The organism is Saprospiraceae bacterium (genome assembly GCA_016714025.1).
Taxonomy (GTDB): Bacteria; Bacteroidota; Bacteroidia; order Chitinophagales; family Saprospiraceae; genus Vicinibacter.
On the sequence record JADJOB010000002.1, the window covers coordinates 1,939,346 to 1,954,238 of the forward strand.

The 14,893-nt window shown below is 36.0% G+C and carries 10 protein-coding genes; 6 read left to right on the forward strand and 4 right to left on the reverse strand.

Annotated elements, in window-relative coordinates; translation table 11 throughout:
- Positions 1 to 51 precede the first annotated feature (51 nt).
- The 3 genes from IPJ80_10760 to IPJ80_10770 form a co-directional block, all read right to left on the reverse strand.
- Complete coding sequence (locus IPJ80_10760; GenBank protein MBK7913967.1) at positions 52 to 2,064, reverse strand: urocanate hydratase; 2,013 nt, start codon at positions 2,062 to 2,064, stop codon at positions 52 to 54.
- A 10-nt stretch (positions 2,065 to 2,074) separates the two neighbouring features.
- Complete coding sequence (locus tag IPJ80_10765) at positions 2,075 to 4,570, reverse strand: glycoside hydrolase family 2 protein (protein MBK7913968.1); 2,496 nt, start codon at positions 4,568 to 4,570, stop codon at positions 2,075 to 2,077.
- 62 nt (positions 4,571 to 4,632) lie between these two features.
- The gene (locus IPJ80_10770; GenBank protein MBK7913969.1) at positions 4,633 to 5,079 is read right to left on the reverse strand and encodes a hypothetical protein; all 447 of its coding nucleotides are present in this window, start codon (positions 5,077 to 5,079) and stop codon (positions 4,633 to 4,635) included.
- Positions 5,080 to 5,183: 104 nt separating this feature from the next.
- On the opposite strand from IPJ80_10770, the gene IPJ80_10775 reads away from it, so the two are divergent.
- From IPJ80_10775 to IPJ80_10800, 6 genes are all read left to right on the forward strand, one after another.
- Entirely contained in the window at positions 5,184 to 5,600 is a 417-nt protein-coding gene (locus tag IPJ80_10775; GenBank protein MBK7913970.1) for a hypothetical protein, read from the forward strand.
- Positions 5,597 to 8,728, forward strand: coding sequence for a M4 family metallopeptidase (locus IPJ80_10780; protein ID MBK7913971.1), 3,132 nt, complete (start codon positions 5,597 to 5,599; stop codon positions 8,726 to 8,728). The genes IPJ80_10775 and IPJ80_10780 overlap by 4 nt, the downstream gene beginning before the upstream one ends.
- A gap of 46 nt (positions 8,729 to 8,774) precedes the next feature.
- Positions 8,775 to 9,749 (forward strand): glycosyltransferase family 9 protein, encoded by a 975-nt coding sequence (locus IPJ80_10785; protein MBK7913972.1) that lies wholly within the window; start codon positions 8,775 to 8,777, stop codon positions 9,747 to 9,749.
- Positions 9,698 to 10,825 (forward strand): M48 family metallopeptidase, encoded by a 1,128-nt coding sequence (locus tag IPJ80_10790; GenBank protein MBK7913973.1) that lies wholly within the window; start codon positions 9,698 to 9,700, stop codon positions 10,823 to 10,825. Before IPJ80_10785 ends, IPJ80_10790 begins: the two co-directional genes overlap by 52 nt.
- A gap of 119 nt (positions 10,826 to 10,944) precedes the next feature.
- The gene (locus IPJ80_10795; protein MBK7913974.1) at positions 10,945 to 11,925 is read left to right on the forward strand and encodes a hypothetical protein; all 981 of its coding nucleotides are present in this window, start codon (positions 10,945 to 10,947) and stop codon (positions 11,923 to 11,925) included.
- 10 nt (positions 11,926 to 11,935) lie between these two features.
- The gene (locus tag IPJ80_10800; protein ID MBK7913975.1) at positions 11,936 to 13,378 is read left to right on the forward strand and encodes an O-antigen ligase family protein; all 1,443 of its coding nucleotides are present in this window, start codon (positions 11,936 to 11,938) and stop codon (positions 13,376 to 13,378) included.
- Here the strand turns inward: IPJ80_10800 and IPJ80_10805 are convergent.
- Positions 13,359 to 14,882, reverse strand: coding sequence for an aminotransferase class V-fold PLP-dependent enzyme (locus IPJ80_10805; protein MBK7913976.1), 1,524 nt, complete (start codon positions 14,880 to 14,882; stop codon positions 13,359 to 13,361). The two genes, IPJ80_10800 and IPJ80_10805, sit on opposite strands and share 20 nt — an antisense overlap.
- Positions 14,883 to 14,893: the final 11 nt, after the last annotated feature.

Sequence of the window (14,893 nt, forward strand, 5' to 3'; positions counted from 1 at the left end):
TTGAGTTTTAAGGCACGAAAGATATTAAAGTTTGTAGAATATTAAGCTAAATTAAAATAAATTTTCTAAGTGGCTGTCTTTAACTGCATTCGGAAGGCAGACTTGCAGCAAGGGCTCTTGTTCCATAGCGGTCTGGATTGCTTCTAAAGCTCCTTCATTTCTAGCCCAGGCACGCCTTGCAACTCCATTATTTACATCCCAGTGTAACATATTCTGAATTTTGTCATCACAAGATTTACTCCCATCTAAAACCATCCCAAATCCCCCATTGATCACCTCGCCCCAACCAACACCGCCTCCATTATGGATTGATACCCAGGTAGCTCCTCTGAAACTATCGCCAATTACATTATGAATGGCCATATCTGCTGTAAATTTCGAGCCGTCGTAAATATTGGAAGTCTCTCTAAACGGGGAATCCGTTCCCGAAACATCATGATGATCTCGTCCTAAAACTACAGCTCCTTTCAAAGCGCCTTCTGCGATGGCTTTGTTAAACGCTTTGGCAATTGCAATACGCCCTTGAGCATCTGCATAAAGTATTCTCGATTTACTTCCAACAACCGGTAAATTGGACCCTGCATTTCGAATCCACTTCAAATTGTCCAGGTATTGAAGCTTTGGATTTCCTTCCAACACTTCTATAAGCTGAATAATTACCTGTTCTGCAATTTTATCTGTTTTCTGTAAATCCTCCAGAGTTCCCGAACAACATACCCACCTGAAAGGCCCAAATCCATAATCAAAACACAAGGGTCCCATGATATCTTCTACGTAGGAGGGATATCGGTATTGAAGATGCGCTTCGTCCTTCCATACCTTCGCTCCGGCTGCTCCCGCTTCTTTTAAAAAGGCATTTCCATAGTCCCAAAAATACATCCCTCTTTCACTAAGGGTGTTGATGGCTTCAACCTGCCTGCGCAAACTGGATTGAACTGCCTTTAAAAATGCGGGTTTATCTTGAAGTAATAAATTTTTAGCTTCATCAAAACGGTAACCAACCGGGCAATAACCAAGATCATCTATATTATGTAAAGATGTTTGATCAGAGCCTAAATGTACCTTTATGTTGTGTTGGACAGTATACTCCCATAAATCAACAATATTTCCGGCATACACCAAAGCAATGCCTTTTTCTTGATTTTTATAATTTTTGGCTGCTTCAAAAAGTTGAGGCAAGGAATTATAAATATTGTTTGGTTCAATGTATCCATCTTCCACTCGTTGTTTTATAGCATCTGGGTCGACTTCAGCCAGCAAACAACATGCACCGGTTATCACAGCTGCTAAAGATTGTGCACCTGACATACCTCCAAGACCAGAGGTGATAAACAATTGTCCGTTTAAATTATTCAAATTTGGTTGAAATCGTCTTGCTGCATTTAATAAAGTAATCGTGGTACCATGCACTATCCCTTGTGGTCCAATGTACATAAATGAACCGGCAGTCATTTGGCCGTATTGAGTTACACCCAAAGCATTGTATTTATTCCAATCTTCTTTTTTGCTATAATTTGGAATCATCATACCATTCGTAATAACAACACGAGGTGCATCAGGATGTGATGGAAATAATCCAAGCGGATGCCCCGAATATAAAACCAATGTTTGAAAGTCTGTCATTTGACTTAAATAAAACATGGTCAATTTATATTGAGCCCAATTTTGAAAAACAGAACCATTTCCACCATAGGTTATAAGTTCGTGTGGATATTTTGCAACTTTAGGATCTAAATTATTTTGGATCATCAACATAATTGCAGCAGCCTGACTGGATTTCGCTGGATATTCTGAGATGGATCGTGCATACATCGGATATTTTGGCCTAAATCGATACATGTAAATACGACCATAATTTTTAAGTTCTTCAGCAAATTCACGGGCTAAAATCTCATGAAAACTATGGGGGAAATAGCGAAGTGCGTTTCTGACAGCAAGTTGTTTTTCGTCTTGTCTTAAAGTTTGTTCGATGTTCCGCTTTGGAGCATGCGGTACCGATTGATCGTATCCAGGATGATCCGGCAAAACGTTTGGAATACCTTCTTTTAATACATTCATTTCCATAAATTTCAAATTAGTTCCGGAGTAAATTGTACAATGAAAAAAATTGAATATCCTGACTTTCTAATTTAGGATCCTTACTAATGCATTCAATATTTAATAGTTCATTAGGGTTTAAATCAAAATAGTTAGGGAAGAACTGTGTCGATTCTGTCTCAACTAAATAGATGCTTTTTGCAAAATTTTTAGCACGTATATTGAAGCGATAACCCTGGTTAGTTTTTTCAAAATCCAATATTTGAACAGTAGGCTCCAATAAATTTAAATCTTTATATTTATCAAAAAAGCAGGTACTGCTTCCACTTTGCGTTTTATTTTTCCATTTTAATAAAAGGTAGTAATCCTTGGTAAATTCAAGTTTTTTTAAATCGAGTGGTATGGTTAAGACTAATTGCGAACTATCTTTAATTATAAGTCCTTCCCAATGATCATAAAATATAAAATTACCTGAAAAATCCTGGAGATGAATATCTAATTCAAAAGATTCATTTTCAACTAAATCAGACAATGCATGAATTGAAACACCATTTTCGTTGGGTGCTGCAACAAACAGTAAGGGTTCAAAAGTTTTTTTAACCAGGTGTTGTAATGCTTTATATCGACCTGTATAATCGATTCCTGACCATGAAATTCCTGGCCAGCAATCATTAAATTGCCAATACAAAGTTCCCATACAATATGGTTTTGAAAGCCGATGTTTTCTAATAATTTTGCAAATACCCTCAGCCTGGCAAATTTGATTGAGATAAATTAATTCTTCAAAATTTTTTGGTTCTGGAAAATCTCGTGAGATGTATTTTCGGATAAGTTTATTTCCTCTTGGATGTTTTTGATGGTTTAAAATGCTTTTTGATTCTAATTGCAAATCGCTATCATCTGCAATTGTTTTTAATGTAACCAGGGAAGGGAGTGATTGAAAACCAAATTCACTCATAAATCTTGGGACTCGTTCTTCTAATTCTTCAAAAGGCATTTCATCATGCCAAAGGCCCCAATCATGGGCATCTCCATAATTCGTAAATCGTTTATCTCCTCTTCCATATAATGGCGATGACTCCCAATAAGAAGTGAAGTTGCTGTGCTTTTTTACAGCTTCAGGTAAAATTTTATTAAATAAAACTTGATAATCATTCCAAATGCGATCTTGATTAGTGGGCGAAATTAACAGCTGCCATCCCCATCGATTCCATCCTTCATTATTTTCGTTATTACCACACCACAAAGCAATGCAAGCATGACTGCTAAGTCGTTTTACTTGTTCTTCTGCTTCTAGTGCAACGTTGGTTAAATAAGACGAATCTCCCGGATACATCCCACAGGCAAACATAAAATCTTGCCAGATCATTATCCCTTTTTCATCGCATGCTTCGTAAAACGCTTCAGATTCATAAGTGCCGCCACCCCAAATCCGCAACATATTGAAATTACAATCAACTGCTTGATCTAGAATGCGTAAGGGGTCATCACTTTTTAAAAACAGAATATCTTGAGGTATGTAATTAGCACCTTTACAAAAGATTCTTTTGCCATTTACTAAAAAATAAAAAGAAGATCCGAATTGATCTGCTTCGTTTGTTAATGTAATTGTACGAATGCCTGTTTTCCATTCCTTCAACAAGCGTTTTTGCCCCCCTTCAAGAATCGATAATTTACACGAATAAAGTGTTTGATTTCCATGACCATTAGGCCACCATAATTGTGGATTATTTATGATCAGGTTTTGTGTGCAATGATTTTGCCCAAATTGAGAAGAACAATCAAAGTTAAAAAGTTGATTTCCAATTTCTAATTCGAAGCTTTGAAGTTTATCTATGTCAGAATTAAAATCCATTTCTAGCTTTAATTCCGCATAATCTGAACCGATTTCTTTGGTGTGCAAGGAAACATGTTCCAACAGATACTCATTCCAGGCAATTATTGAAATTGGCTTTGTTATTCCTGAACTTTCTAATGTCGGTCCAAAATCCCAACCAAATTGGTATTGAGGTTTTCGTACCATGACACGCTTTTCTCCAGGTAATTTTGTTTCAAGCTGACGATACATTGAATCGGCAAGTTGGCTTGCTGATTGGAATTTAATTAATAATTCATTGGTTCCAGCTTTTAAAGCGGATTTTATATCGAAGTTCCAGGTTCTGAATGCATTTTCAGCATTCCCAATAAACTCATCGTTAAGATAAACTTTGCAATAGGTATCCAGACCGGGGCAATTCAAATAAATATGTTCATTTAATAAAAACGCTGGTTCAATTTGAATCAAGGATTTAAACAACCATTCTTTCTGACTTACCCATTGAACGCTTGCTTCATTTTGAGAGTAGTAAGGATCTGGAATTTTTGAATTTTCAAGAAGGGCTGTAAAACTATTGCCGGGAATGTTACAAGGAAGCCATTGAATGCTGTCCGCAGGACTAAAAAACCAATCTGTATGCAATTGATGGTGCATTTGGCCTGAAAGTTTAACCAAAAGAAACAGAAACAGAACAAAACTATATGAAATTCGATGCATAGGACACAAAATAAAAAAGGCTTTCCGGAAAGGAAAGCCTTTTTTATTAATTGAATTGAAAATTATTCAGATTTAGTCTGAGGAGCTGGTGCTACATTTTCAGTTTGAGCTGCAGCTGTAGATTTTGATTTACAACATGCTTTTCCGTTTGCAGAACCTTTTGCACAACATGCTTTTGATGGTGAACAAGATTTTCCAGTTGCACCTGTTGCAGAAGCTTCAGAACTTGGAATATTTACGAAACTAGCTGTTGCATCATCAAAACGAACAGGTGTTTTCATAGCTACGCCAGAAGCATCTTTAGCTACTTTAAAGAAACAAACACTTCCGTTTTCACATACTTTTGTTTCAATATTTGGATCTTTCGCTGCAGCTTTCATTGCAGTTTCGCTAGGTTTAGCACAAGATTTTGCCTCAGCAGATTTAGCACCATGAGAACACGTTTGTGCAGAAGCTGTTCCCGCTGAAATTAAGAAGGCGAATCCTAATAAAAGAAATAGATTTTTCATATTTTTAACTGTTTTTTAATTGTTTTACAAAGATAAAACGTCCTACATTTATATTTAGTTCTTTGTTTAAGCATTTAACGAGAATTTAAGACAATCTAATTACAATGATTTTTGCTAAAGTATACATTATCAGCTTGTTATCAATTATCCTGCTAGGGTCATCGTGCAGTTCTACGAAGCAAGATCCCAATCCAGAGTACATCCGGATTGGAAATGGGGGTGGTTTTGCCGGGATTGAAACGGTTTACACCATTAACCTGAAAGGTCCTGTAGATCAGGGTGGAGCCCAAATTGGGAGTTTGAAAAAAGCAGATATCAATCAATTAACCCGAAATATCCAAGTTTTGCAATTGGATCAGTTGGACTGGAATCATCCTGGAAATATGTATAAATTTATTGAATACAAACTGGGAACCAAAATGCACCGGATGAGTTGGGATAGCAATTCACCGGATGTTAATAATAATCTTAATCTATTTTACAATCACGCCCTTCACCTAATTCAAAAATTGAATTCATGAAAAAATTTACCTTTAGTATATTGCTAAGTATACTTATACTGCAACTGGTTTCAGCGCAGGCCTTTAAAAAACCACATCAATTTACTATAAGCAGTGGGGCTAAAATTGAAAATAAAATTTTGACAAAGCCATCAGGATTTTTGCCAAAACTTGAATCTTCAATTGTTCCAGTAATCAATCCATCTTATAGATCAATGCAAGGGCAACAATTGCAAACCGGTAAAACTGCAATGCAGGTAATTCAAATGAACGAGGAAGGAATTCCCATTCGTTTTATTACAAGCAATAAGCATCCTCAGATCCAAATGCCTGATGCACAATACTGGGCGGAACAACTTCCTAAAAGTTTAAGTTTGCCGGATTATGCCGGTACAGCCTTTACGCTGCGCAGTGAAGAAAAAGATAATCAGGGCATTATTCATATTAAGTATGACCAAACTTTCGAAGGGATACCTGTTTTTAATGGGGAGTATTTCGTACATATTTATCCTGACCAAAAAGTTATGGCACACGGAGTAGTTCATTTACCGGATCAATATTTTGAAGCTAAAATTGATTCAAAAGAAGCATACAATCAAGCTCAGATTGAACTTGAAAAAACTGGAATTCACTTTGCCGCCGATAACGTTGAGCATCCTGCTTTTATTAAATTGGGTCTGCAACAATCCAGATTGGTATATTGGTTTAATCCAGCAAAAAGCGAATGGCATTTGGTTTATGAGTTGGATGTATATCCGACTGCAATGACTCGATACACTGTATTAACAGATGCAGTGTCTGGAAAAGTTGTAAAATATTACCAAAAACATTGTTTGTTGGCACATGCTGATAAAGAACACAAACATGAAACACCATTGAATTCAGTTCCGCCTCAGGGAGCAGAAGTGACAACTGCCAAAGATTTGATGGATGTAACCCGAAGCTTAAATGTTTGGAGAGACAATTCAACTGTTTATTTGATCGACGGCTCCAGGCCAATGTTTAAACCTGGTTCTTTTAAATTAGACAATCCGATTGGTGCAATTTGGACCTTAGATGCAAAGAGTACCAATCCAAACAATCTTAAAGTTGATCAAATCAAATCAACCACAAATACCTGGGCCAAAAATGCAGTTTCTGCTCATTACAATGCAGGGATTGCTTTTGAATATTATACCAATACCCATGCGCGAAATTCAATCAATGGAATCGGAGGATCTATTATTTCAGTTGTTAATGTTAATGATGAAAGTGGCGGAGGGTTAGACAATGCTTTTTGGAATGGACAAGCTATGTTTTATGGCAATGGAGCACAATCATTTATGCCTTTAGCGAGAGGTTTGGATGTTGCAGGGCACGAAATGTCACATGGTGTTATTGAAAGTACTGCCAATTTGGACTACGAAGGGGAATCCGGTGCAATCAATGAATCTTTTGCAGATGTATTTGGCGTTTTAATCGATCGGGATGATTGGAAAGTTGGCGAAGACGTGGTTCGATTAGGTGAGTTCCCATCTGGTGCACTTCGCAATATGAGTGACCCTCACAACGGTGCGCAAACAAATGACTTTGGAAGATGGCAACCCAGACATGTTAATGAACAATACAAAGGCACCGCAGATAATGGTGGTGTGCATATTAATAGTGGCATTCCAAATTATGCATTTTATTTATTTGTTCAAGAGATGGCAAAAACATCTAATGAAGCAGCAGCAAAAGGAGTTGCTGAAAAAGTATACTACAAAGCCCTTAGTCAATATTTAACCCGTTCTTCTAAATTTAAAGAATTACGTCCAGCTGTCGAGCAAGCATGCATTGATTTGCATGGAAATAATTCTGCAGTGCACAATGCGGCTAAAAAAGCTTTTGATATGGTAGGAATTGGTTCCAGCGGCACTCCGGGAGGTGGTGGTACTAATTATCAAAAAGATTTACCTGTTAATCCTGGTAAAGAATTCGTTGTGTGCACGGATGATAATTTTGATGGTGTTTATTTAATCAATCTGAGTTCAGGTGCAATTACGCAATTAAGCCAAAATGCAGTTAAAAGCAAACCAAGCGTTTCTGATGATGGTTCAGAAATTTACTATGTTGGAGATGATTCAAAATTATATGGACTCTTTTATAATACGAGTACCAAGCTTTATCAGGAATTTATTCTCGACAGCGATCCTATTTATCGAAATGCTTGTATTTCTAAAGATGGTTCTTTTCTTGCCGTTTTATACGAACAAGCAGAAAATAAAATTCATGTTTACCAGTTTGCAAATCAAAAATGGAACACATTCACACTTAATAATCCTACAACAGGATCCGGTGTAAATACATCCAATGTAAAGTATGCAGACTTTTTAGACTTTGAACATTCTGGTCAATATCTTATGTACGACTGTTTAAGTGAATTTGATAACGGCACCTCAACTCCCTATGAATATTGGGATATTGGCTTTGTTAGAGTGTTTGATTTGCAAACTAAAGCAGTAGGGGACGGTCACATAGAAAAATTGTTTGGTGACATCCCGGAAAATGTAAGTATAGGAAATCCGGTATTTTCAAAAAATTCACCTTATATCATAGCGTTTGATTATGTTGAAGCCCAATCGTCTTTTAATACCTATTCACTTTTGGGTGCGAATGTAGAAACAGGAGATGTTGGTGAGATAGCAATTAATAGAGATGATCTTGGTTTTGCAAGTTATTCAGTGAATGATGATTTTTTATTATACGATGGAGTAAATACTTCAGGTGATATTTCACTAAAATACAAACCACTGGCAAAAAGTAAAATTGCATCCAATGGAAATGAGTTGCTTTTTGTAAATGGTGCCCGCTACGGCAGTTGGTTTGCTGATGGAAAAAGAAGTCTGGTAAAAACGGTTTCATTGCCTGGTTTAACTGCTGTCTCCGTTTCTCCAAATCCATTTGTCGATCACATCGTAATCAATTTAGAGTCAAAAGAAGCATTGGATGTAAATGCTAAAATTGTGAATGCCGCAGGTGAAATTGTTAAAAATCAGAATTATAGTATGATATCTGGTTCAAATCAATTTGTTATGAATACGGATGATTTAACTTCAGGTGTTTATTTCTTGAGTTTGACTACTAAAAATGGATTTGCTGGATTGAGCTTGATTAAATCTGGTAATTGATTTAGTTTTAAATAGTTTAATTAAGCAAATTAGAACAGTTTAATAGTTGAAACGGAAGATCTTGATTATCCGCTTTAGTTCCATTGGGGACCTGATTCTAATTACACCAATTGTTCGTTGTCTAAAAATGCAATTGGATTCAGAAATACATCTAATCACGAAAGCGGGATTTAAATCGGTATTAGTTAGTAATCCTTACATTGATAAACATTGGAGTTTTGACAAGTCAATTTTTGAATGCCTGGATGAGCTAAAATCCGAGTCCTTCGACCTGGTAATCGATCTGCACAAAAATACCAGATCTTTTCTGTTGAGAATTTTACTACACAAACCCACTTATAGTTTTAATAAAATTAATATCTGGAAATGGATTATGTGTGCATTTAAAATCAACTTAATGCCTGATAAGCATTTAGTAGATCGTTATTTTGAAGGATTAAGGGCACTGCATGTTAAAAATGATGGAAAGGGACTTGATTATTTTTTTAACAAGAATATTAACCAGGAGGCGATTATTGAAGGCTTGCCTCCAAAATTTATAGTAGGTGTTTTAGGTGCTGCGCATTTTACTAAGCAAATTCCTTTAGAAAAGTGGCGAGAATTAATGGGTAGCGTAAAGTTTCCAATTGTATTAATTGGTGGAAAAAACGAATTATTATCAGGGAAGCAATTGGAATTGGAATTTCCGGGTAGATTCATAAATTGTGCAGGCCAATTTTCAATAGACCAGTCAGCTAAAATTATTGAAAGTGCAATGATGGTAATTACTCCTGATACTGGAATGATGCATATAACCGCGGCCTTAAAGAAACCAATGCACGTGTTTTGGGGAAATACCATTCCTCAATTCGGCATGTCTCCGTATTACGGAACAAAACCAGGAATACACCGCAACCATGAAGTATTGAATTTAGCGTGTCGACCCTGTTCGAAGTTAGGTTTTCCTAAATGTCCTAAAAATCACTTTAATTGTATGATGCAACAACAGATTACACCCATCCTGTTAGATTTAGAAATGTGATGAAAAATGCTTTTTATTATTCTGGTATAAAGCCAAGTCCTGTACCGGTTGAAGTTAATTTCGAACCGGATTCGTTTAAAATTATAATTCAAAAAAACAACCAGATTCAATCGGTTGAATGGCCTATAAATCAAATAAAGCCTGACTCCAATTATTCTGGTATGAAATTAATCCTGTCGCATGGAGTCAAACCTCCTTTTGAATATTTAGAATTCGATTCAACAGAAATATTGGACTTCCTGCAAAATAAATATCCTTATCATAAATGGATAAAAAAAGATGACTGGATCAACAAAAATGCATTTGGATTAATTTTAGGGGGAATAGCCATATTGGTCATCGGGATTTTAGGCCTCTATTTATTGATAGCACCGAAAGTTTCAGACGGATTAACAAAAACAATTCCGATTAAATGGGAAGTTGAATTGGGTGACAAAATGTTTTCGCAGTTTATGACTGCGGATAAAGAAAATAAACTAAAATCAATGCAGTTGGATTCGTTTTTCAAACTAATGAATGTGACCTCAGCGTATCCTATTCGCATTCATTTTTCTGAAGATACAATTCTGAATGCATTTGCCATTCCTGGAGGTCACATCGTGGTTTATAAAGGATTGATAGATAAATTAAACAATTACGAAAGTCTTGCAGGTTTGCTTGCACATGAATTTACACATATTGAAAGAAAGCACAGTTTGAAAACAATCTTTAGATCCGCATCTTCTTATTTGATTTTGGCAGCGGTCTTTGGAGATTTAACCGGTTTGGCTGGAGTCATTCTGGAAAATGCTAATTCAATACAAAATTTAAGTTACTCTAGAAAATTTGAACATGAAGCAGATCAATATGCGGTTTCGATCCTATTAGATCGCAAAATAGGATTGACAGGAATGCTTGATTTGTTTAAAGTGTTTTTAAATATAGGAAACAAAGGTTTATCGGTACCTGCATTTTTAAGTACCCATCCCGTTACTGAGGATCGGATTAAATACATAGAATCACACATGGCTGGGCGTGAATCTGAAACGATGGATCATCAAGAACTCAAACAGCTTTTTCTTAGATTGAAATTATAAGCATTGCTGAAAATTACCATTTGAAAGCCTTTTTCATGAGTATATTCGCATGTTTTTTGAATTTTACCCAATAATATGGTGCTTTTTTCGTAATATCAGCATACACAAAACGACGAAACATGGAGGTATTAAGTTTTAATGAACTTTTTAAATTGATTTGGAAAAATTTCCGGCTGTTATTTATCATAGGTATATTGACAGTAATAGGTTCAGCATGTATTGCATTGGTTCTTCCAGTATTTTATAAATCAACAACTACTATTTTTCCAGTAAAACTTGCCCAGGTTCCAGTAAATGAAACTTCATTTAGAAGAGGAAATATCAGTGATTTTGGAGAAACAGGGGAGGCCGAACAAGCTCTTGAGGTGCTAAACTCTACGAGTTTAATGGAACGAGTCGTAAATAAATTTGACTTATATACACATTACAAAATCAAACGAACCGATCCTGCAGCTAAGTTTTTTGTATTTAAAACCTATGAAGGAAATGTAGACATAAAGCGAACTAAATTTAACTCAATACAAATTACAGTAAAGGACAAAGATCCTAAAATGGCTTCTGATATGGCCAATGCAATAGCATCTTACCTTGATACTTTAAAATATGAAATGGTTCAGCTTCGTGCTAATGAATTGGTTACTAATTTAGAACGCCAACACACAATACAGCAAAAATTAATTGACAGCCTTAAATTAGAAATGGATATCCTGACCAATAAAGGTATCATGAGTCAATTTCAAAGGGGTTATTTATTAGAAGCGTATGCACAGGCAGTTGGAGCCGAGCGAAATCAATTAAAAACACTGGTCGATTCAAATATCAAATACGGGGAAGAATTTGATAAAGTGGAGCGAATATTTGATCGCGAAATTGAAAACATCATGTTAATTAATAAATATTTAGTTCAAACAAAAGCAGATGGAGAAATCCAGTTTTCTCAAAAATTTGTAGTCGATGCTGCAGAACCTGCTGAACGAAAATCATACCCTGTACGTTGGCTAGTTGTTTTAGTTAGTCTGATTAGTTCAATGTTTATTTCCATTGGATTATTGTTGCTCAAGCAAAGCTGGCCTCAATACAGGAAGAACCTCGAGGCTTAATTTCATAAACATGGAAAATAGCAGATCTGTCTTTTACAGCAGTCTCATACTTTCTTTTGGAACCATTTATTTTGCGTTTCGTTTTGAATTCTATCCTATACTTGGATTGCCTTTAATTATTTTGTTTATCCCTTTAATAATTAAAAAACCGGATCTTCTTTTTTTTCTTTTGGCTTTTCTGACACCATTATCTATTAATCCTGCTGACGTTGAGTGGTCTCATCTCAGTCTGGCTTTACCGTCTGAACCATTAGGATTAATTCTGGTGCTCTTCTTTTTTCTTCTCTTTGCTACCAGCGATAAAGTGGATGTTAATTTTCTTAAACATCCAATTACAATTTTAATTTATTGTTTTTTTATTTGGTGGATAATCACAAGTTTCACCAGTGTACATAAATTAGTGTCCATTAAATTTATTATCGCAAAACTTTGGTTTATTATTCCATGTTACTTTTTGGCAGGTGTATTTTTTAAAGACAACTTGGCTATTCGGAAATATATATCTCTGTTTGTATTAGGGATGTTTTTGGTTAGTCTATTTAATATTGTTCATTTGTCAACTTATGGTTTTGAAGATAAACCTTCCCAATGGACCATGCAGCCGTTTTTTAAAGATCATACCATCTTTGGGGCAATTTTAGCCTTGGTGATTCCATTATGCTTTGGATTAATCAAATGGAACAAAGGAAATTTCATCCTTCAATGGATTTTCGGTATTGTATTAGTCGTCTTGGTTACCGGTTTGATAGTAACTTTTTCCAGAGCGGCTTGGGTTAGTATTGTTCCGGCGCTCCTGCTGTTCTTGATTTTTTTATTTAGAATTCGATTCAAATGGGTATTGGCAGGAGTAGCTGTAGGACTCTATTATCTATTGGTTAATCTGGATCCATTAATTATGGAAATGGAACGCAACAAAGTGGCAGGCAGTGATGACATTGTTCAAAATGCTGAATCTATTTCAAATATTAGTTCAGATCCTTCCAACCTGGAGCGAATCAACCGATGGTCATCTGCCATTGAAATGTGGAAAAGCAAACCCATTTTTGGCTTTGGTCCAGGAACTTATATGTTTGAATATGCACCTTACCAATTATCCGGTAATTTCACAAGTATCAGTACCAATTTTGGTGATGTCGGAAACGCTCACAGCGAATATTTGGGACCTTTGGCCGAATCTGGATTGATAGGGATGCTGTTGTTTCTGGCTTTATTTATAAGCGTATTTGTTATAGGATTTAAGGCTTATTATCATCCTCAAATAACTAAAGAAGATCGATTTATTTTATGCACGGTATTGTGTGCATTGATAACATATTTTGTGCACGGCTTTTTAAATAATTTTCTGGACACTGATAAAGCCAATAATATTTTCTGGCCATTAATTGCATGTGTTGTTGTGTTGGATTTAAAATATCGGATGGCTAAATTACAAGCTACGATTCCAAATCACTAAATCGACGATGTAAAATAGAGTACATTTTGCTTTTTAACAAACTGTCTTTTTCATCATCTTTAAAACGTATAATTCCTTTGGTGAAATTTAAAACATAATCTTTCTCCCATTCTTTAAAATTGGCAGCTAGATCTTGAATGGATTTTACTAAATAATGAGCCTCGCGATTCGTCATGCAAGGATGAATCGAAATCCGGATCCATCCAGGCTTGGTAGAATAATCTCCGGTATTGATTCGGTCTGTAATTTTATGAGAAATTTCAGGGCTCACATTTAACAGATAATGTCCGTAGGTTCCTGCACAAGAACATCCACCACGAGCTTGAATTCCAAACCGATCATTTAGTAATTTAACACCTGCATTATAATGTAAGTCGTCTATGTAAAAAGAAATGATACCAAGACGGTGTTTGTGCTGGGAAGCTAAAATGTGTAAATTGGGTATTTGTGACAATCCATTCCATAATATTTGCATCAACTCTTCCTCTCGCTTTAACATCAATTGAACGTTCATTTCTTCTTTCAATAAGATGCACATGGCTGCTTTTATCGTTTGGAGAAAAGCAGGGGTTCCACCATCTTCACGTTCCTCAATATTCTCAAGAAATTTATGTTCTCCCCAGGGATTGGTCCAATCTACAGTGCCGCCTCCTGGGTCATCCGGAATACTATTTGAATACAATTTATTATCAAAGACTAATACCCCTGAACTTCCGGGACCTCCTAAAAATTTATGCGGTGAAAAATAGATTGCATCTAAGCTGGCAGCAGGATCCTCAGGGTGCATATTAATTTGAACATATGGTGCAGAACAGGCAAAGTCAACAAAGCATAACCCCTGATATTTATGGATCAGTTTAGCTATTTCGTGAAAAGGAGTGATGATGCCGGTTACATTGGAACAGGCAGTGATTGCAGCTATTTTATAAGGTCTTTTGATGTATTGTAAGATGCAATTTTCAAAAGATTCTAATGAAATCAAGCCATCCGATGCTGGCGGAATAACAACCACATCTGCAATGGTTTCAAGCCAACTCGTTTGATTGGAATGATGTTCCATGTGTGTGATAAATACTACAGGACGCTCTTCTTCATTCAATTGCACTTTAGAACGAAATCGTTCATGCAACTTCAATCCGAGAATTCGTTGAAATTTATTGACAACGCCTGTCATCCCGGAATTTGATGAAATTAATACATCTGTATTATGTGCATTTACATGCTTTTTAATGATCTGATGGGCTTCATGATAGGCAAACGTCATAGCCATGCCGGTACCACTTGTTTCAGTATGAGTATTGGCTACAAAAGGCATAATTTCCTTTTGGATGCGTTCTTCTATCAATTGATAACTGCGTCCACTTGCAGTCCAATCAGCATATACAATTGGATGTGTTTGCCCATCTGGCGTCTCCAGGCATTGATCTATGCCGATTATATTATTACGAAAAACCGAAAAGTATTCTTCCAGATTAATCGCACCGTTTTTTACTTGTTCTGTCATTAAAAATGCAA

Coding starts and splice junctions, on each gene's coding strand:
- IPJ80_10760 (MBK7913967.1), bottom strand. CDS start 2,064: ATGGAAATGAATGTATTAAAAGAAGGTATTCCAAACGTTTTGCCGGAT.
- IPJ80_10765 (MBK7913968.1), bottom strand. CDS start 4,570: ATGCATCGAATTTCATATAGTTTTGTTCTGTTTCTGTTTCTTTTGGTT.
- IPJ80_10770 (MBK7913969.1), bottom strand. CDS start 5,079: ATGAAAAATCTATTTCTTTTATTAGGATTCGCCTTCTTAATTTCAGCG.
- IPJ80_10775 (MBK7913970.1), top strand. CDS start 5,184: ATGATTTTTGCTAAAGTATACATTATCAGCTTGTTATCAATTATCCTG.
- IPJ80_10780 (MBK7913971.1), top strand. CDS start 5,597: ATGAAAAAATTTACCTTTAGTATATTGCTAAGTATACTTATACTGCAA.
- IPJ80_10795 (MBK7913974.1), top strand. CDS start 10,945: ATGGAGGTATTAAGTTTTAATGAACTTTTTAAATTGATTTGGAAAAAT.
- IPJ80_10800 (MBK7913975.1), top strand. CDS start 11,936: ATGGAAAATAGCAGATCTGTCTTTTACAGCAGTCTCATACTTTCTTTT.
- IPJ80_10805 (MBK7913976.1), bottom strand. CDS start 14,882: ATGACAGAACAAGTAAAAAACGGTGCGATTAATCTGGAAGAATACTTT.